Origin of the sequence: Nisaea sp., from assembly GCF_039990255.1 — a bacterium.
Classification (GTDB): Bacteria; Pseudomonadota; Alphaproteobacteria; order Thalassobaculales; family Thalassobaculaceae; genus Nisaea.
In genome coordinates this window covers 1-17381 of the sequence record NZ_JBDXGG010000006.1, presented here as the reverse complement: position 1 = coordinate 17381, position 17381 = coordinate 1, and the positions used below count along the sequence as shown (strand labels likewise).

Genomic DNA, 17381 nt, shown 5'->3' with positions numbered 1-17381 from the left:
TTATGTGGAAAACGCACGATTAGGTGTTTCTTAGCCCACCGAACATGGAGAAGCTGCCGCTCTGTTTCTTCGGGGTGTTCTGTTCGATCACCACGATCAGGAGCACGAATTGATCGATCAACGAGCCGTCGGAGCTGTAGGGCAGAATCAAACGATCATAGCGCAGACTGCTGCCATCGTTGCCGATAGGATAAACGCGCTGGGAAAAGTGCGCTTGTCCGTTCTCCACGATCTCACGGTAAGTCCGGTTTGCCGTTTCGAGATAGTTCCCGTCATAAAGCTCCGCGAAACTCTTACCGGTCGGATCACGCCCTGCCCGCCTGACAATTTCTGTCCCGGCAAGGCGATAGCGGAAGATCGGAGCATCCTCCGTCCCACTCCGCTCAATGATCGCCATACGTGGCATTGAGCGATGAAAGGCGAGCGGATCGAAACTGCTTCGTAGAGGCACTACCTTGTCGCCCCGACTCTCTGCCCAATGATCGAACAGCGTTCGATGCTCCGGATGAGACAGGAGAGACGCGTCCGCCACAGTACTGGCGTAATGTCGTTCATCGTTCGGCATAAAATCGCCAAAAAAAGTAAAACGAATACTCAGATTTTGTGGGGACGATGAAGTGAAGGGTGCGGTTCGACAAGTTAAAAATAGTAGAATAACGATAAATATTAATGTCTCTGTGTTTTCTAAAATTAAACCTGAATTATCAATAATGAGGAGATGGCGATGATTTCAAACTATACTGATAAACTTGAGGGAGACCTTAAATTAATTGCGGCACAATAAAGTATTCAGCGGCGGTTGGGTTTTATGAGTATTTTGACGCCAAATAATATGTCTGGTTCGCAGTTTAAGCGAAAATTCTTATAAGCTGAGACATCATGGTCAGATCTTGAGGGTATCGATCAGACGGGAATTGCCTAGTCGGGCGGCAGCGAAGATCCACAAATTTTCTACGGATATCGCTTTGCGATTCCCCGCCATCCGTGAAATCGTAAGAGAAGCCACGTTACACAGCGCCAAAGCTGAAAGAATGCTTCGATTATGGATAAGGGGGGGAAGTGGTGCCCAGGGGCGGATTCGAACCACCGACACGCGGATTTTCAATCCGCTGCTCTACCAACTGAGCTACCTGGGCACACTGTCAATGCCGCTGCGCAAGCGCCGCAGAACCGACGAGAGGCAGGTGTATAGAAGATATCCTCCAGGCTGTCCAGCGCCCAATAAACGCTTTTTTTCCTGGCCCGCTTGATGACGCGGCGCATCGGCGTTATCCAAGGGTCAGCTTGCCAGGGAGTGGCGTATCAATGCAATTGTCCGAGGCTTTATCGCTCGCGATTTCACATCAGAATGGCGGCCGGGATCAGGCGGCGGCGGATATCTACGACCGGATTCTGCAAGTGGATCCGGGTAATCCGCCCGCGGCCACGTTACGGGCGCGCATTCACCTGAAACGGGGAGAGCTTGAAGATGCCGACAGGCTGACATCAACGGCGATCCGCAGCGCGCCGGACTTCATGCAGGCGTGGAATGCACGTGGGGACGTTCTGGATGCCCAGCAGCAGCCGGAGGCTGCAAGGGCGGCCTGGCGCCGTTCCCTGATGACTGGTCCGGCCAATACCGGCCCGTTTGTCGGCATCGGAAATCAGTTGCAGCTTGATAAGGAAATAGATGCCGCGGCCCGCGCCTATGCCCGGGCCCTGATCGGGCAGCCCGGGAATGTCGCGGCGGCGAATAATCTGGCCCAGGCATTACTGATTGAAGGAGATGTGAGGGGCGCCTTGGTGGCGACGGACCGGGTACTGCAGCGACAGCCTACGCATGTTCGCGCGACGGCTTACCGGTCTGTAGCGCTTGAGGAACTCGGGCATTATGATGAGGTCGACCGATTGATCGCTCAAGGCAGCGCAACCCGGCCGCTTCGCTTTTCCGTACCGGCAGGCTATGCGGACCATGAAGAATTTAACGCGGCACTGTCGGAAGAAATCCGAAATCATCCGAATATCTCTGGCGAACTCGACCCTTTGCGGAGGGCGATCCGTGGGGGAGCCTTCGTATCGCAGCTTTTTGATCATAAGGGACCTGCCATAACCGCGTTCGAGCGTATGTTGTCGGAGGGCCTCGACACATATATCGCCGGCTTGACTAAGGATCCGTCTCATCCGTTCTTCGCACGCATTCCCGAGCGATATGCCGTTAATATTTGGGCCAATATTCTTGGAGATGAGGGGCATCAGAGCGCTCATATCCACAATGCGGGCTGGCTCAGTGGAACCTACTACGCAGCGATTCCTGAGACGGTCAGCCCTGACGATGAGGAGCGGGCGGGATGGCTTGAGTTCAATCGGCCAGGCTATGGCATTCCCCATCGCGGCACGCGTCCGCTCGACGCGATCTGCCCGGAACTCGGCATGGCTGTCGTCTTCCCCTCCTATGTCTGGCACAGCACCGTTCCGTTCCGGGGCGGTGGAGAGCGGATCAGCATTGCCTTCGACCTGCATGTCGATGATTGAAACATGACGGTCACCGATCCGATGATACGGCTCCGCGAGGCATCCGCTTTGATGCGGCAGGGGCGTGCCGGAGAGGCCGCTGAAATCTTCGCCGAGATCGCACGCGCCAACCCACGTCAGCCGGAGTTACAGAACAATCTCGGGGTCGCGCTGAAGGCCGCTGGCCGTCTGAAAGAGGCGGCGCAGGCCTATCGCCGGGCTCTCAAGCTTGCACCGGACTATGCCGTTGCTGAGGGTAATCTCGCGCGGGTCCTGGGGGCGCTCGGTGACGGTAGCGGAGCGGTACGGCATTTCGAGAGTGCTCACGGACGCGCGCCCGATGCAGGGTATCTGGCAGACATGCTGGATGTGCTCGCTGGTCTCCGGTTCCAAAGTCCGGATGCGAAAATGAAGGCCGTGATGTCCGGCCTGTTCGCGCGTCGGGATATCGACCTTCAGCGGTTGGCCCCCGCAGCGCTTTCGCTGGTGATTGCCAACCGGACATATGCCAGGGGAGCTGACATGGCCTGGCGCTGGCTGCGTGGCGGTGGCGAATCTCCGCCGCCGTTACCGGATGACCCGTTGCTGGGCCAGTTGCTCGTCTGGACCACGCTACCCGACCCGAGACTTGAGGCCTGGATGACGGCTGAGAGACGGCGCCTGTTGCTTGAAGGACGAGGCTCCGTTAAAGCCGAAAAGCTCGCCGCCCTGGCGTTGCAGGCGATGACAGCTGAACATGCCTGGATGGAAGCGGCGGATGAAACGTCGGCGGTAGACGCGTTGCTCTCACAGGATGCGCTCAGTCTAGAAGAAGCTCTGTTGATTGCCTTCTACCGAGATCTTGCAAACGTTCCAGCGGCGATCAAAGCCCTGCGAGATAGTGCCAAGGACGGCATGACAATGCTCGTTCTTGAGCGTGCGATTACGGAGCCGGATGCGGAAAAGCCGCTGGCGGCCACGTTGCCTGCGCTGACCCCGATGGGCGAGGATACGATTTCTGAGAGGGTCCGCGATCAGTACGAGACCCATCCTTATCCGCGGTGGCGCACTGTCGACGGGCATATCCGGCGGAAACCGCTGGATGTTCATCTTCGTGAGCGCTTTCCGGCCATGCGGTTTGACGGCATAGATACCATCCGTCCAAGGCTGCTGGTTGCCGGTTGCGGCACTGGCAGGCATGCGATCCAGACATCCGCTCGGTATGAGGGCGTCGAGGTCACGGCTATCGATCTCAGCCGCCGGTCGCTTGGCTATGCGGCGCGCATGGCCGAGGAACTGGAGCGCACGAACATCCGCTTCGCCCAGGCCGATATTCTGCGGCTAGACGTCATCGAGGAGCGCTTCGATGTGATCGAGTGCTCCGGCGTGCTGCATCATATGGCGGACCCGATGGCGGGCTGGAAAGCCCTACGTGGTTTGCTGAAGCCGGATGGCCTTATGCGGGTCGCGCTTTACAGTGACATCGCCCGTGCCCGCTTCGCCGGATTGCAGGCAGAGATCGAGGCTGAAGACGAAACTGAGATCTCGGCGGAGATCCGTCGCCGACGGAACGATATTCTGAAACTCGGGGAAGACGACCCGGCTGCCATTGTCTGGCAGACCGGCGATTTCTACTCTCTGAGCGGCTGCCGGGACCTGCTCTTTCACCGGCGTGAAGTGCGCTATGCCTGGCCGGAAATCGGCGCGGCAGTTGCGGAGCTGGATCTGAAAATGGTCGGAGTGGAAACACCGACGGCCGCACTTAAGGCGCTGTACCGGAAGCGGTTTCCTAACGATCCGGCGGCAACGAACCCGGCCAACTGGGATATGCTTGAGCGGGAACGCCCGGACAGTTTCCTGGCGATGTATCAGTTCTGGTGTCAGGCCTGACGGGCTAGCGCTCTTTGCGTTCTTCCATTGCCCTGGCGAGATCCAGCAACTCGCCTTCGTCGGGAACCTCGTTCGTTTGTAAGCGGTAATCACCACCGAGCCAGCGGCCGAGGTCAATGGTCTTGCAGCGGTCCGAGCAGAATGGACGAAATGCCGTGACCATCGGTTTGCCGCAGATCGCACACCCGGCCTTGCGCTTGCGTTTCTTTTTGTCAAACGTACTGACATCGCCCATGGACACGCTCCCCGTTCTATCGCCGCGCCGGGCCGATTTCGATCTGATCCAGCCGGTATGCCGGATCGGTCGTTATTTTCAAGAAGCCGCCAAGCTTGTCTTTCGTCTCTCCAAGGGCCTTGCGGCCGGGTCCGTCTAGCCAATCCGCGACGTCCTGAGAGCAGATCATTTCCGGCTGTGCGATGCCCTGCGTTTCACGCAACAGCCGACGCAATGCCTCGAGCGAAATCGTAGCGGCACGGGGGTGTTGCTCAACGGGGCGCATCAATTCGTCACGAAGAGACCGTCCGGTTCGCGTAACGGTGATTTCCAGCACGCCGCAGCGTGTCCAGCCGAGCACCTGGGGAGATTGCTCCTGCGCAATGGACGGCCAGTTCTCGAATGCGGTCTGCATCGCTTCGGCAATGCGGTCCCGGTCAGCTTTCTCCGGAACTTTCGGGAAATCCACCAAAACAAGACCGGAGAGGCGGCGGAGCCGAATCTCGGCGGCCAAGTCTCTCGTCATGTCCTGGAAGAGCTGTGGCCAGGCTTTAGGTCCCCCTGAAGCGCCTGCGATGTCTACATCAATGGCGACCAGTGCTTCTGTCTCGTCGAAAGTGAGCGCAATGCCATTGGCGAGTTGCAGGCGGCGGGCAAGCGCCCGGTCTATCTGACTGTCGAGATCCTCTTCCGCAAAGAGCGCTCCGGCGCTGCTTTCGGCACGTTCAACGCCAGGGAAGGCCGCTCCGATCCGGGCCTCAAGATCCGGTGCCGCACGCACAGTTTTGGGTCCGTCTCCTGCGGCGAGCGCTTCGTTGACGGTTTTCCATTCGGTCAGTAGCGCGGTCAGGTCGGTTATCAGCTGAATGTCTTCGGCGTCAGCTGCTTGTGCTGAGACAAGCAAGCCGATACCGGAGGGCAAGAGCGGTTGCAAAAGTGTTTTCAGGCGCTCCCGCTTGCCTTTGGCTTTGAGCGCGCCGGAGATTGCGAATTCCGGCTCATCGGGCCGCAGGCTTACGAAACGCCCTGCAAGTGCGACCTGCCGCGTCGCCTGAGGTTGCTTCCGCCCTGCGGCGTCGGTCGTCACTGTAACGGCGATGAGCGCCCCTTCCGGCGGCGGCGTCTTCTTGCCAAGTTTGAGGAATGCCTCGCCATGGCCGAGATCGACGAAGGCGGCATTCAATTCCGGCCGGATCGCGGTGACACGGGCGATGTCGATTTCTCCAGCCCGGCGGGCCGCGCCACCCATGCGGTCGATCCATAGATCGGTCAGGGTGCCGCCCGCCAGACCGGCAATCCGGGTCTCACCAGGCGAGCGGTCGATTATCAGGCGGTCTGGGTCACGCATGATCCTCACCGTAGCGGAAGCCGAGCCCGGTCAAAAGAGCATGTGTCTCGTAAAGATCAAGACCGACCACATTCGAATGGGAGCCTGAGAGCATGCGGATATAGATCGCGGCCAAGCCCTGGATGGCATAACCGCCGGCTTTTCCGTCCCACTCGCCAGACGCGATATAGGTGTCGATATCCATATCGGTCAGTCGTTTGAAGGCAACCGTCGTGGTGGCGATCCGGCTGCGTGTCTCGCCGCCTGGCGCAATCAGCCGGATGGCGCCGATCACCCTGTGACGGCGGCCGGAAAGGTGCCCGAGGCATTTGCGTGCTTCGGCCTCTGTTTCAGCTTTGGGCAGGATCCGGCGCCCGCTGGCGACAACGGTGTCGGCGGCAAGGATGAAAGCATCAGGATGCGCGGCTGCGACCGCGTTCGCTTTTTCCCAAGCGACACGTTCGGCATAGGCATCCGGCAATTCGCGGGGCTTCGGGGTCTCGTCGATATCGGCGGGACTGACGGCATCAGGGGTGAGCCCGATACGAGCGAGCAAATCCAGCCTACGCGGCGAGGCGGAGGCCAAAACGAAATGCGCGCCGGAAGGGGCGCGCAATCGTAGGGGGCCAGACATGGCCGTCACCTCTGAAGACTTACTTGAAGCGGAAAGTGATACGACCTTTGGTCAGATCGTACGGGGTCATTTCCACGTTCACCCGATCGCCGGCCAAAACCCGGATCCGGTTCTTGCGCATCTTGCCGCTGGTATGGGCGAGCACTTCGTGTTCATTGTCCAGCTTCACCCGGAACATGGCGTTCGGAAGGAGTTCCGACACGGTCCCGGAAAATTCAATAACGTCTTCTTTCGGCATTCCTGCTCCTTCAAGTCTTAAAAGTCGGGCAACTAAGTGCGCCGTGGAGTGCAGCGGGTCAAGGCCTTTTCTGAGCATGACCGGGCTGCGCACGGGTTATTCCACTGTTTGATTTTCGTCCAGCAGCGCCGCGAACCGCTTCCTTATACGCCGCATCAGCTCGTCGCGAACCTGCCGGTATGCGTCAAGACGCATGTCGCGGGAGCCTTCGATGATGGTCGCGTCCAGCATTGGCCAATACTCGATATCGCAGGCCATAGTCCGGGTCATCTCAATGGCCCGGTGTTGTGCCTCCGGTGACAGGGAGACGATGACATCGAAAAAATCGTCTTCCATCTGGTCGAAGCTTTTCGGAGCGTGCCGCGAGATATCGATGTTGACTTCCTTCAGCACTTCGACGGCGAAGGGATCGAGATCGCCATTCCGAACGCCGCAGGAATCTACATAGGCTTTCATGCCAATCAGATGTTTCATGATCGCCTCGGCCATGGGCGAGCGGACGGCATTCTGGGTGCAGGCGAAAAGAACGGCGCTTGGCTCCTGTGTGGGTTCGCCCAGAGGGGAAGGGGTTTCGGGGAGAGAGGGGCGATCAGTCATGTCCGGTTCAGCCCCGGATATGAAGAACGCAGATGAGGGTAAAAAGCCGACGGGCGGTGTCGAAATCGATATCGACCTTGCCGGATAGGCGTTCCATCAGAAGCGTAGAGCCATCGTTATGAAGCCCGCGCCGCCCCATGTCGATGGCCTCGATCTGGGACGGGTTGAGCCGTTTTATTGCGTCATAGTAACTCTCGCAGATCTTGAAATAGTCCCGAACCACACGGCGGAACGGCGACATTGCAAGCCAGATCTGGTAATTGCCGCCCCGCTCTGGATCGCTGATGTCGAACAGCAGGCGGTTTTCCTCGATCCGTAATCTCAGCTCGTAGGGGCCGCCCTGATCATCACCCGCCGGCGCGAAGCTGTTGTCTTCAAGCAGGTCATAGATGGCGACGGCGCGCTCGTGCTCAACCTCGGGACTGCGCCGGACCACGGAGGGTTCATCCAGCTCGATCTTGGAAATGCAGGCATTGGCGCGGCCCGCATCTTCGTCTCCCTCGATCGGGCCGTCGCCGAAATCGCGCGCCATGGCATGCCCCGCCTACTCGGCGGCTGCTCCGAGACGGATGGCAACGGAACGAGCATGTGCTCCGAGCCCTTCCGCTTCCGCCAGGGTCACCGCAGCGGGACCAATGGCGGCGAGACTGGACGGGTCGCATTTCACCCAAGTGGTCCGTTTCAGAAAGTCGAGGACGCCAAGACCGGAAGAGAAACGCGCGGTCCGTGCTGTCGGCAGCACATGGTTCGGGCCCGCGACATAGTCGCCGATGGCTTCCGGTGTGTGACGGCCGAGGAACATGGCTCCCGCGTGACGGATTTTGGCCGCCATCGCGTCTGGATCGGAGATTGCTAGCTCCAGATGTTCCGGCGCAAGACGGTCGACGAGCGGTATCGCGTCCTCAAGATCCTCGACCACGATGACCGCGCCGTGATCGTTCCAGCTCGCGCCCGCGATGTTCGCGCGGGGGAGGGTGGCAAGATGGTCGGCAATCGCGTCTTCGACGGCGGTAGAAAAATCCGCATCGTCGGTAATCAGGATCGATTGGGCGACCTCGTCATGCTCGGCTTGAGAGAGCAGATCGATGGCGATCCAGGACGGATCATTATCTGCGTCCGCAACAACGAGAATTTCTGATGGACCGGCGATGGAATCGATGCCGACCTTGCCGAAAACCTGACGTTTGGCAGCGGCGACATAGGCGTTGCCGGGGCCAATGATCTTGTCGACCGGTTTGATGCTTTCGGTACCGTAAGCCAGCGCGGCCACGGCCTGAGCGCCGCCAACGCGGTAAATCTCGGTGATCCCGGCAAGCTCGGCAGCGGCAAGCACCAGCGGATTGATGTCGTTACCAGGCGTCGGCACCATCATGACCCGGCGTGGCACACCCGCGACCTTGGCCGGCATTGCGTTCATCAGCACGGAGCTTGGATAAGCTGCCTTGCCGCCCGGCACATAAAGGCCGACAGCGTCCACCGGCGTATGCCGCAGGCCGAGGCCCACGCCGTCCGCATCCTTATAGTCGATGCTTTCCGGCAGTTGCGCCCTGTGAAAGGCCTCGATCCGCTCCGCCGCTTTTCCAAGTGCGGCAAGCGTTTCGGCGGAGCAGGCGGAACGTGCCCTTGAAATCTCTTCCGCCGAGATTGCAATGCCGGTTTCGGCCAGGTCGATATGGTCGAATTTGCGGCTGAGATCGATCAAGGCGGCGTCACCGCGCGCAATCACATCAGAGATAATACCAGAGACGGTATCGGAGACATCGCTGTCGGTTTCCCGTTTGGAATCGACCAGTGCTTCAAATGCGTCTTCGAAATCCGGCGTGCCGGCGATCAGTTTACGCGGCAAGGGCTGCCTCCCCGATACGGTCGACCAGATCCTTCACCGCACCCGGGCGGGTCTTGAGAGCTGCCCGGTTGACTGCTAGGCGGGCGCTGACGGCGGCAATCTGTTCAACCTCGACAAGACCGTTCGCCTTCAGGGTGGAACCAGTCTCCACCAGATCCACAATCCTCCGGCAAAGGCCGAGGCCCGGTGCGAGCTCCATGGCACCATTCAGCTTGATGCATTCCGCCTGCACGCCACGGGCGGCAAAGTGGCGCCGTGTGACGTTCGGGTACTTCGTGGCGATCCGGAGGTGGCTCCAGTGCTGCGGGTTCTCTTTCGCGGCAAGTTCCGCCGGTTCTGCCACGGCAAGGCGGCAGTGACCGACATTGAGGTCGACCGGCGCATAGATTTCCGGATGGTCGAATTCCATCAGCACGTCGCTGCCGGCAATGGCAAGATGGGCGGCGCCGAAGGCGAGGAAGGTCGCCGTGTCGAAACTGCGCACCCGGATGACTTCAAGGTCCGCCTGGCTGGTGTGGAACTGAAGGCGCCGGGAGGATTCGTTGAAAAAATCGTCCTCAAGCTCAATCCCCGCCCGCTTAAGAATGGGCGTTATGGCCTTCAGGATCCGTCCCTTCGGCAGGGCAAGGATCAGTGGCTGGTTCGCGGTCACCGCGTCTCTCCTGTTTGCGTCCGACAGCTGCCGCCGTGCCCGGCAGGCCGTTCGATCAGGCGCCCGAGGCTTCGTCCGTCGGAGCCGTCTCATCGTCGGAAACAGGATGGGACGGGGTGAAGACGGTCGGCCAAGGCTCGCCGAGGTCCTCGATATGGCACAGGATGCGATCAACTGCGAGTCGAATGGTCACGTTGTTTGCAAAGGCGAGGTCTATCTGCCCCGGCGATGCGTGGATGGTGAGCAGATTCAAAATACTGTCCCGCTTGCTGCGGTCGAGGCCATGCGTGCGGACCGCGCCGACCCCTTCGAAGCGGATTCCGCAATGAACACGTTCGCTATAGAGCGTGTCGCCTTCGGCCGGCACGGTATCTGTTGAGGGCGCAGACTCCCATTTATAGCGGTGGACGACCATGGCAAAGCGGTCGTCCTGTTGCTCGAAAGTCATTTCCCGAACGGGAAGAAGCGCGTCCTGCAGCAGGCTGGCCGCGATGGCCAGATCCTCGGCATCCTCGACACGGACCCGAAGCGGCTTGTCGCCGACTTCAAGCAGGCTGATATTTCTGGGTGCCATCGGTGATTCTGCCAATCAGACGGTTTCTTCTTCCGCGGATGCACCGGCATTCGTCGCGACACGGCGAATGTTGGCGCCGCAGGCGCTCAGCTTCTCGACCAAATTCTCATACCCGCGGTCGAGATGATAGATCCGGTTCACTTCCGTTTCCCCGTCTGCTGCCATGGCGGCGAGCACAAGACTGACCGAGGCACGTAGATCCGTTGCCATGACCGGCGCACCGATCAGGCGGTCGACCCCGCGCACCAGTGCGGAAGAGTGGTGCACGTTGATATTCGCTCCCATGCGGGCCAGCTCTGGCACATGCATGAAGCGGTTTTCGAAAATCGTTTCGGTGATCATGGAGGCGCCGTTTGCGACACTCATCAGGGTCATGAACTGGGCTTGCAGATCGGTCGGGAAGCCCGGGAACGGTTCGGTCATTACGTCGACACCCTTGAGCCCGCCGCGTTTCGCCGAGACCCGGATGGAGCGGTCGCCTTCCTCGATGGTCACGCCAGCCTCACGCAGGATCTCGAAGACGCTCTCGAGCAGTCCGGAACGGGTATTGGTCAGCTCGACTTCGCCGCCAGTGATGGCCGTGGCCATCACATATGTGCCGGTCTCGATCCGGTCCGGCACAACCTTGTGAACGGCGCCGCCCAGGGCATCTTTGCCCTGGATGCGTATAGTGTCGGTGCCATGGCCTTCGATCTCCGCACCCATGGCAATCAGGCATTCGGCGAGATCGGTGATTTCCGGCTCGCGCGCCGCATTGACCAGGATACTCTCCCCGTCCGCGAGGCACGCAGCCATCAGCAGGTTCTCGGTGGCGCCGACGGAAACAACCGGGAACACCACGCGTCCGCCATGCAGACGCCCGGACGGCACTTCCGCTTTCACATAACCGCCTTCAAGGGCGACTTCGGCGCCAAGCTCGGCAAGGCCCTTCAGGTGCAGGTCAACCGGCCGGTTGCCGATGGCGCAACCGCCGGGCAGGGAGACGGTAGCTTGCCCTTCCCGGGCCAGCAGGGGGCCGAGTACCAGGACGGATGCCCGCATCTTGCGTACAAGATCGTAGGGGGCGGTGGTGCTTTCTATGGTCTTTGCATGAAAGTCGACGGTCTGCCCGCCGCTTGCTTCGTCCTGGGTCTTGCGCTTCACACCGTGCTGGTCCAGCAGTGCCGCCATGGAATGGATATCGGCGAGCTTCGGCATGTTGGTGAGGGTGACCGGCTGGTCCGTCAGCAAGGTTGCCGCCATTAACGGCAATGCGGCGTTCTTCGCTCCGCTGATCGGAATTTGTCCTTTGAGCGGCGTGCCGCCCCTGATGACCAACTTGTCCATTAAGATCCCCAATTTTCATGCGGGGCGGTCCGAGCGGCACCGAGCCCCGAATTGTTTTACTTTATCCCTGTGCGCTCTCACAAGTCTGCGTAAGAAGAGCTTTTACCGAGAATGCGGCAGGATTTTGGGCCTTTAGTCGTGAGCCGCGATTAAATGCCGGCCTATCAGGCGCGTCGCTGGCCTGACATCCATGCGTCAGTGCCCGTCATCTTTCTTCGCGTCGATTGACGAAGCGTCGGTCCCGTCGGTGCGCTGGCGTGCCTGAGCCTTGCGGCGGTGCAGATTCGCCCGTAACGCGGCGGCCCGGCGCTCGGCGCGGAGATCGGCTTCGGTTTTCTGATCGCCTGAAGTGGCTGTTTTCGGGGGCTTTGCCATGGTTGGAGAATGCCGCGAGAGGGTCGTGAATTCCAGTCAAGAAACGTGCTTGCACCTCGGGAGTCCCTGTGGCATGTTCCGCCGCGCTTTGCGAGGGGCCTTCCTCGCTGCAGGCTTTTTCGCCGCAAAATGCTGCCGTAGCTCAGGGGTAGAGCACTCCCTTGGTAAGGGAGAGGTCGAGTGTTCAAATCACTCCGGCAGCACCATTATTTTTCAAGTAAAATCAATATATTGGAATGTGTTTCCCTTGTGTTCTATAGCGTAGAAACGCGAGAATATTCGGGCAGTATCGGCTATGATCCGTGAATAATCCGTGAAGTCGTTTGACGGGTTATCATGATCTGATCGGTCAAGCCTTCGGTGCCGCCTTGAATTGGGCGGAGGCCCGCAGCTCAATCACCGGATGAAGCGCCGCGGCAGCGAGATGCGCGACCGATGGTTTTGGTTCGGCGGACGGTCCTGTTTTCCTGACAAAGAGTCCGCCAAAGCTTTACGCGTAAAATTCGGCGGCCGAATGCAGTACGGGAAGCTTGGATTGAGATGCTGGGTAATCTACCCAGGCCATCGGAAAAAAAAGCACGGCAGGACATGCGCCCGCTCGTTTTTCAGCAGTCCGGGTGGTTCTGCTGCAGGTTTCTACGAACGGGCGAGGCGACCGAGTGCCTTGGGCCGACGATGGCGCGTATCGGAAATGGCGTCTCGTCGAACGGGAAAATCGGGGGTGCTGTGGACCGCGCCGACAATCGCTATGTGCGGCTGCAGCTGCGCGAGAATTAGCTTTCGATAAAACGGCAGATGATCACGCTCAGTGCGGTGATAAGGCGCCGGCGCGGACAAAACTGGGGCATGTATGCATTATCGCGTTTGTTGTGGTGAGGCTTAATCGTTTTGCCGTAAATATTTCTATCCTACCTTTGCCGAAATCAAATTATTTTAAACATAACAAGGCGTTAAGAATTAAATTATGATACTGATATCAATAATTAAGTCGACTTTTTTGTAAGATGCGCTGACTAAGTTTTCGGGCGAAATAAGGGCATTAACCTTTCCTTTACCTTGACGCTGGTTTTCAGCGTGTCGTAACAATGTACTTACTATTCAGGTAAGAAATTTCATCTAAAAGTTTAGGTAACATGGAGGTTCTTTAGCGTTGTCCGAGGCAGAAACCAGGACAGCCGAACGTGGCGGGATAAGGGCTCTTGCAGCCCTGTTCGCGCTGATCGGTTTTCCTGTACCTGCTCACCGTCTTGCCCATGAGCTCGGGATGGAGGAAGGGGAGGCGACGGCGGAGGACTTTCTCGCCGTCGCCCGGGCGTTCGATTGCGAAGCCTCGCTCAAATCCGTTCCCGCCGGTAAAATCGCCGGTGCCCGACTGCCGGCTGTCGCCGAGCTGCGGCGCGATGAGAAGGTGCATTTCGTCCTGATTGGTAGGGCGAGCGGTGACAAAATCCTGCTGACAGATCCCGATAGCGGAAAGCCGGCAACCTGGTCTCTGCCGGATTTTGAAAAACTATATGCTGGACGGATTCTCGAGGTCGCGCCGCCACGGACGCAGGAGCTGGACGAGCGCCGGGCCTTCGGGCTCTCCTGGTTCCTGCCGATCCTTCTGAAATATAAGCACCTCGTGGCCGAGGTCGCGATCGCGTCGTTTCTGCTGCAGGTCTTCGCTCTCTCCACGCCGTTGTTCTTCATGTTGATCATGGACAAGGTGCTGAGTACCGGTGCGCTCACCACGCTCGATATTTTGGCGATCGGGCTTTTTGCGGTCGGTATTTTCGAATTCGTTATGGGGGTGCTCCGCGGCAGACTGATGTCCTTCGCCGCGCACCGGATTGATGTGGAGTTGGCTGGCCGCTTCTTCCGCCATCTCTCCGCTCTTCCAGTGAGTTTCTTCGCCAGCCGGCAGACTGGCCGAACCACCCAGCGGGCTCAGGAGCTGCAACAGATCCGCTCCTTTCTGACCGGCTCCGCGCCAACCTCAATCATCGACCTGCTGTTTTCCGTCGTCTTCCTTGGTGTGATCGCATATTTCGCGCCTTTTCTTGCGCTCGTGGTCGGGATCGGCATGGCGCTGATCTTTGTCGTTTATGGCGTGATCACGCCGATCCTGAAGCAGCGGCTGATGTCCCGGGCAACGAACATGACCGAGAACCAGGGCTTCCTGGTGGAAACCGTGTTTGGCATGGAAACGGTGAAAAGCCTCGCCGTCGAGCCTGGATTGCAGCGCTCTTGGGAGCGGCAAATGGCCGACCAGACGGTCTGGGGCGAGAAGAGCGAGAAACTGACTCAGAACGCGAACCAGTTGGTTACCCTGATCAACCGGATCTGCGTTGTCGTCACGCTCTATCTCGGTGCTCGCTTTGTCATCGACGGCAGCATGTCGGCGGGCCAGCTCATCGCCATCAACATGATGACCATGCGGGCGCTGGCGCCGGCCCAGCGTGTGGCGCAGATGTGGAACCAACTGCAGCAGGTGCTGCTCGCAGTCACCCGTCTCGGCGAGGTGATGAATGCTGTGCCGGAGCCGAAGACGACCAGCTCTGCCGCCCTGCCGGATATCCGCGGCCGGGTCGAATTCCGGAATGTTTCCTTCCGCTACGGTGACGACACGCCGGATGTGCTGGAGGATGTGAGCTTTGTTCTCGAGCCGGGAACAGTGGCGGCCATCGTCGGTCCGTCCGGATCGGGCAAGAGTACGATCGCCAAGTTAATCCAGAGGCTCTATTGGCCACAAAAAGGCAAGATTCTGATCGATGGGGTGGACCTCGCCCTGGTGGATCCTGCCTGGCTGCGTCGTCAGGTTGCGCATGTCCTGCAGGACCCGTTCCTCTTCAATCGTTCGATCCGGGACAACATCGCCGTCGCCGATCCGACCATGCCGATGGAGCAGGTGATGGCGGCGGCCAAGCTGACCGGTGCGCACGACTTTATTCTCGCCCTGCCGAACGCCTACGACACGGTGATTGGCGAGCGCGGGGCAAAGCTCTCTGGCGGAGAGCGCCAGCGCGTTGTTCTGGCGCGGGCGCTGGCGACCAACCCCCGTATCCTGATTCTGGACGAGGCGACTTCTGCCCTCGATTTCGAGGCGGAGCGCCTGATTCAGGATCGAATGGATGAAATTTGTCGCGGTAGAACTGTCATAATTATCACGCATCGCTTGTCATCAGTGCGTCACTTGCGTCACACTATAGTAGTCGAGAACGGTCGGATTGCTGAAATGGGCAGTCATCGGGAATTGCTCGGAAAAGGGAAGTGGTACGCAAGGATGGACGCCTTGCAGAACCGGAGGAGTGATGAGCGGCTCGGCGCCGAATAGCGCTTGGTCTTTGGGGAAATAGAAGCCCCGCCGGATCCGGACGGCTCCCGGAACGGCGGTGGCGATGTTGGGGGACGGCATGGCGGAATTAGCCCGCATAGTGCCGAGAAGGGTTTCGGCGGAAGACCTCGCTCGCGAAAACGCGGCGGGAGTTGGACCGGGTGATGCGCGGGTGCAAGATTCTGTGCCGGCCGATGATCCGGCTATCACGACGCGAATCCTGCACCCGCACACTTCCCCGGTAGCGCCCGCCAGCGGGACGCCGTCCCATTCTTCCGAGCAAGAGTCCGATGCACCGCAAGCCGACCCCACGCCTCCCGCTGTCGGCGGTGACGGCACGCTCGGCCATGACGATCTGAAAGACCTGCATGAGGCCTTCCTCGCCAGCCATGTCGAGGCGGCGGTGGCACCGCCCTCACGCCTTGTAATGATGCTTCCTGCCTTGATTGCACTGATGTTGTTTTTTACCGGCGTCTGGGCCTGGTTCGGCCATCTGGACATCGTCGTGGCGGCACCCGGCAAGATCGTGCCCGGCGGCAAGGTCAAGGTGGTGGAGAGCACCCTGCCGGGGATCGTCCGCTCGATCCATGTCGAGGATGGCGATCATGTCGCCAAGGGCGACCCGCTGATCGATCTCGACCCGACGGAGAGTGATGCGGACCTTGAGAAACTGACCCGGGAATGGCTGGCGGCCCTGCTTGACGTCGCCCGAGAGGAAGCGCTTATCGGTGCCGCCGCACTGGCCTCGGGCGGTGCGCCGTTGCAGCCGGAGGAGCTGTTCGAGATCCCGAAGGGCGTGCCCGCGCATGAGGTGGCGGACAGTCTCGCGGTGCTGAGGGCGGAATGGGCGGCGCTGATGGGCGAGCGGCAGCGGGCTGGCCGGGAGGCGGCGCGGGCGCGGGCGACCTTGGCCTCGCTCCGGGCGGAGCAGGACAAGGTGTCGGCGGTGCTGCCGCTGCTGACCGAGCGGGTCGACGGCCAGCGCATTCTTTACGAGAAGCAGTTGACGCAGAAATCCGTCTATCTGGAGCATGAGCAGGTGCTGCTGGAAACCCGGCACCAGGGTCTGGTTCTGGATAAGCAGATCGAGGAAGCACAGGCGACCCTGGCCAGTGCAGAGGCGACGGCGGAGAACCTGCTGCTTGCCTTCGAAGCAGAGCGTCAGCGCTCCCTGGCGGAAGCCCGGCAGAAGGCAAACGCGGCGGCGCAGGAACGGATCAAGGCAACCGACCGGGTCGGCCGCATGACGCTCGCGGCCCCGGTCGCAGGGGAGGTGACCGGCCTCTCGGTGCATACGCTCGGCGGCTATGTCCAGCCTGGTGCAGCACTGATGCGGATCGTGCCGGACGGGGACCGTCTGACGGTTGAGGCGACGGTGACGAACCGGGATATCGGCTTTATCGAGATCGGCCAGCGGGCGGCGGTGAAGGTCGATGCCTTCAACTACATGCGCTACGGCAGCATCGAGGGAAAAATCGTCAGCCTCAGCGCTGATGCCGTGGTGCCCCAGGACGCGAACAATGCCGCCGGCGCGGCGGGTGCCGCCACGACCGGCCCGCAGGCGGCCCCACAGATGCTGTCCTACACTGCACGGATCGAGATCGAACGGGAACATCTGACAGTGGACGGCAGGGACGTGCGCCTGGTGCCGGGCATGTCCGTGACGGCGGACCTGCTGACGGGAGAGAGACGGGTGCTGGAATATGTGCTGCAGCCCGTGCTGCGCTATGCGAGTGAAGGGATGCGGGAACGATGAATTCAACCATTGTAGAGTTGTGTAATTTTTCTTCGGGTATTTATATTGAGCCATTCTTGTTCGTTTCAGTATTAATGTTAATTATTTTTCATTTATATTTTCTATATTATTTTTCATTTAAGTTTGAAAAAGGAAAACGTTTAGGTAGGTCGTACAGAGAAAGAATG

The 17381-nt window shown here is 59.7% G+C and carries 17 protein-coding genes and 2 tRNA genes; 6 read left to right on the top strand and 13 right to left on the bottom strand.

Features of this window, described 5'->3' with window-relative positions:
* Positions 1-19 precede the first annotated feature (19 nt).
* Positions 20-565, bottom strand: coding sequence for a PAS domain-containing protein (locus ABJ076_RS04200; RefSeq protein ID WP_348190507.1), 546 nt, complete (start codon positions 563-565; stop codon positions 20-22).
* A 495-nt stretch (positions 566-1060) separates the two neighbouring features.
* A tRNA-Phe gene (locus ABJ076_RS04195) sits at positions 1061-1136 on the bottom strand.
* 169 nt (positions 1137-1305) lie between these two features.
* Here ABJ076_RS04195 and ABJ076_RS04190 point away from each other — a divergent pair.
* On the top strand, positions 1306-2511 hold the full coding sequence (locus ABJ076_RS04190; protein WP_348190509.1) for a putative 2OG-Fe(II) oxygenase: 1206 nt from the start codon (positions 1306-1308) through the stop codon (positions 2509-2511).
* Positions 2512-2514: 3 nt separating this feature from the next.
* Entirely contained in the window at positions 2515-4359 is a 1845-nt protein-coding gene (locus tag ABJ076_RS04185; protein WP_348190511.1) for a methyltransferase domain-containing protein, read from the top strand.
* A 4-nt stretch (positions 4360-4363) separates the two neighbouring features.
* On the opposite strand, the gene yacG is transcribed toward ABJ076_RS04185, so the two are convergent.
* The 11 genes from yacG to ABJ076_RS04130 all read right to left on the bottom strand — a co-directional run bounded on the left by yacG (position 4364) and on the right by ABJ076_RS04130 (position 12142).
* Entirely contained in the window at positions 4364-4594 is a 231-nt protein-coding gene (gene yacG / locus ABJ076_RS04180; protein WP_348190514.1) for a DNA gyrase inhibitor YacG, read from the bottom strand.
* Between the two features lie 16 nt (positions 4595-4610).
* On the bottom strand, positions 4611-5921 hold the full coding sequence (locus ABJ076_RS04175) for a ribonuclease E/G (protein WP_348190517.1): 1311 nt from the start codon (positions 5919-5921) through the stop codon (positions 4611-4613).
* Positions 5914-6534: a nucleoside triphosphate pyrophosphatase gene (locus tag ABJ076_RS04170; protein WP_348190520.1), complete on the bottom strand. Its 621-nt coding sequence runs from the start codon at positions 6532-6534 to the stop codon at positions 5914-5916. Before ABJ076_RS04170 ends, ABJ076_RS04175 begins: the two co-directional genes overlap by 8 nt.
* 19 nt (positions 6535-6553) lie before the next feature.
* Positions 6554-6772: a translation initiation factor IF-1 gene (infA, locus tag ABJ076_RS04165; protein WP_028467089.1), complete on the bottom strand. Its 219-nt coding sequence runs from the start codon at positions 6770-6772 to the stop codon at positions 6554-6556.
* A 96-nt stretch (positions 6773-6868) separates the two neighbouring features.
* Positions 6869-7369, bottom strand: a complete 501-nt coding sequence (locus ABJ076_RS04160; protein WP_348190523.1) for a low molecular weight phosphatase family protein — start codon at positions 7367-7369, stop codon at positions 6869-6871.
* Positions 7370-7376: 7 nt separating this feature from the next.
* Positions 7377-7901: a UPF0262 family protein gene (locus ABJ076_RS04155; protein ID WP_348190525.1), complete on the bottom strand. Its 525-nt coding sequence runs from the start codon at positions 7899-7901 to the stop codon at positions 7377-7379.
* Positions 7902-7913: 12 nt separating this feature from the next.
* A complete protein-coding gene (hisD, locus tag ABJ076_RS04150) occupies positions 7914-9215 on the bottom strand; it encodes a histidinol dehydrogenase (protein ID WP_348190527.1) in 1302 nt (433 codons plus the stop codon).
* Positions 9205-9867, bottom strand: coding sequence for an ATP phosphoribosyltransferase (hisG, locus tag ABJ076_RS04145; protein ID WP_348190529.1), 663 nt, complete (start codon positions 9865-9867; stop codon positions 9205-9207). The genes hisD and hisG overlap by 11 nt, the downstream gene beginning before the upstream one ends.
* Before the next feature lie 55 nt (positions 9868-9922).
* On the bottom strand, positions 9923-10441 hold the full coding sequence (locus ABJ076_RS04140; RefSeq protein WP_348190532.1) for a DUF2948 family protein: 519 nt from the start codon (positions 10439-10441) through the stop codon (positions 9923-9925).
* 15 nt (positions 10442-10456) lie between these two features.
* Positions 10457-11767, bottom strand: coding sequence for a UDP-N-acetylglucosamine 1-carboxyvinyltransferase (gene murA, locus ABJ076_RS04135; RefSeq protein ID WP_348190535.1), 1311 nt, complete (start codon positions 11765-11767; stop codon positions 10457-10459).
* Positions 11768-11962: 195 nt separating this feature from the next.
* Positions 11963-12142 carry a hypothetical protein gene (locus ABJ076_RS04130; protein ID WP_348190538.1) on the bottom strand — a complete coding sequence of 60 codons (180 nt, stop codon included), beginning with the start codon at positions 12140-12142 and terminating at the stop codon, positions 11963-11965.
* Between the two features lie 131 nt (positions 12143-12273).
* Here ABJ076_RS04130 and ABJ076_RS04125 point away from each other — a divergent pair.
* The 4 genes from ABJ076_RS04125 (at position 12274) to ABJ076_RS04110 (ending at position 17214) form a co-directional block, all read left to right on the top strand.
* Positions 12274-12348, top strand: a tRNA-Thr gene (locus ABJ076_RS04125).
* A 334-nt stretch (positions 12349-12682) separates the two neighbouring features.
* Positions 12683-12919, top strand: a complete 237-nt coding sequence (locus ABJ076_RS04120) for a hypothetical protein (protein WP_348190540.1) — start codon at positions 12683-12685, stop codon at positions 12917-12919.
* Positions 12920-13292: 373 nt separating this feature from the next.
* On the top strand, positions 13293-15458 hold the full coding sequence (locus tag ABJ076_RS04115; RefSeq protein ID WP_348190543.1) for a type I secretion system permease/ATPase: 2166 nt from the start codon (positions 13293-13295) through the stop codon (positions 15456-15458).
* Between the two features lie 79 nt (positions 15459-15537).
* Positions 15538-17214: an HlyD family type I secretion periplasmic adaptor subunit gene (locus ABJ076_RS04110; protein WP_348202563.1), complete on the top strand. Its 1677-nt coding sequence runs from the start codon at positions 15538-15540 to the stop codon at positions 17212-17214.
* Positions 17215-17381 lie beyond the last annotated feature (167 nt).

What these genes read in the sequence shown, in the direction of transcription:
- ABJ076_RS04170 (WP_348190520.1), bottom strand. Translation starts at nt 6,534, where the DNA reads ATGTCTGGCCCCCTACGATTGCGCGCCCCTTCCGGCGCGCATTTCGTT.
- ABJ076_RS04110 (WP_348202563.1), top strand. Translation starts at nt 15,538, where the DNA reads ATGGCGGAATTAGCCCGCATAGTGCCGAGAAGGGTTTCGGCGGAAGAC.
- ABJ076_RS04200 (WP_348190507.1), bottom strand. Translation starts at nt 565, where the DNA reads ATGCCGAACGATGAACGACATTACGCCAGTACTGTGGCGGACGCGTCT.
- murA (WP_348190535.1), bottom strand. Translation starts at nt 11,767, where the DNA reads ATGGACAAGTTGGTCATCAGGGGCGGCACGCCGCTCAAAGGACAAATT.
- ABJ076_RS04160 (WP_348190523.1), bottom strand. Translation starts at nt 7,369, where the DNA reads ATGACTGATCGCCCCTCTCTCCCCGAAACCCCTTCCCCTCTGGGCGAA.
- ABJ076_RS04140 (WP_348190532.1), bottom strand. Translation starts at nt 10,441, where the DNA reads ATGGCACCCAGAAATATCAGCCTGCTTGAAGTCGGCGACAAGCCGCTT.
- ABJ076_RS04190 (WP_348190509.1), top strand. Translation starts at nt 1,306, where the DNA reads ATGCAATTGTCCGAGGCTTTATCGCTCGCGATTTCACATCAGAATGGC.
- ABJ076_RS04120 (WP_348190540.1), top strand. Translation starts at nt 12,683, where the DNA reads ATGCTGGGTAATCTACCCAGGCCATCGGAAAAAAAAGCACGGCAGGAC.
- infA (WP_028467089.1), bottom strand. Translation starts at nt 6,772, where the DNA reads ATGCCGAAAGAAGACGTTATTGAATTTTCCGGGACCGTGTCGGAACTC.
- ABJ076_RS04175 (WP_348190517.1), bottom strand. Translation starts at nt 5,921, where the DNA reads ATGCGTGACCCAGACCGCCTGATAATCGACCGCTCGCCTGGTGAGACC.
- yacG (WP_348190514.1), bottom strand. Translation starts at nt 4,594, where the DNA reads ATGGGCGATGTCAGTACGTTTGACAAAAAGAAACGCAAGCGCAAGGCC.
- ABJ076_RS04185 (WP_348190511.1), top strand. Translation starts at nt 2,515, where the DNA reads ATGACGGTCACCGATCCGATGATACGGCTCCGCGAGGCATCCGCTTTG.
- ABJ076_RS04130 (WP_348190538.1), bottom strand. Translation starts at nt 12,142, where the DNA reads ATGGCAAAGCCCCCGAAAACAGCCACTTCAGGCGATCAGAAAACCGAA.
- ABJ076_RS04155 (WP_348190525.1), bottom strand. Translation starts at nt 7,901, where the DNA reads ATGGCGCGCGATTTCGGCGACGGCCCGATCGAGGGAGACGAAGATGCG.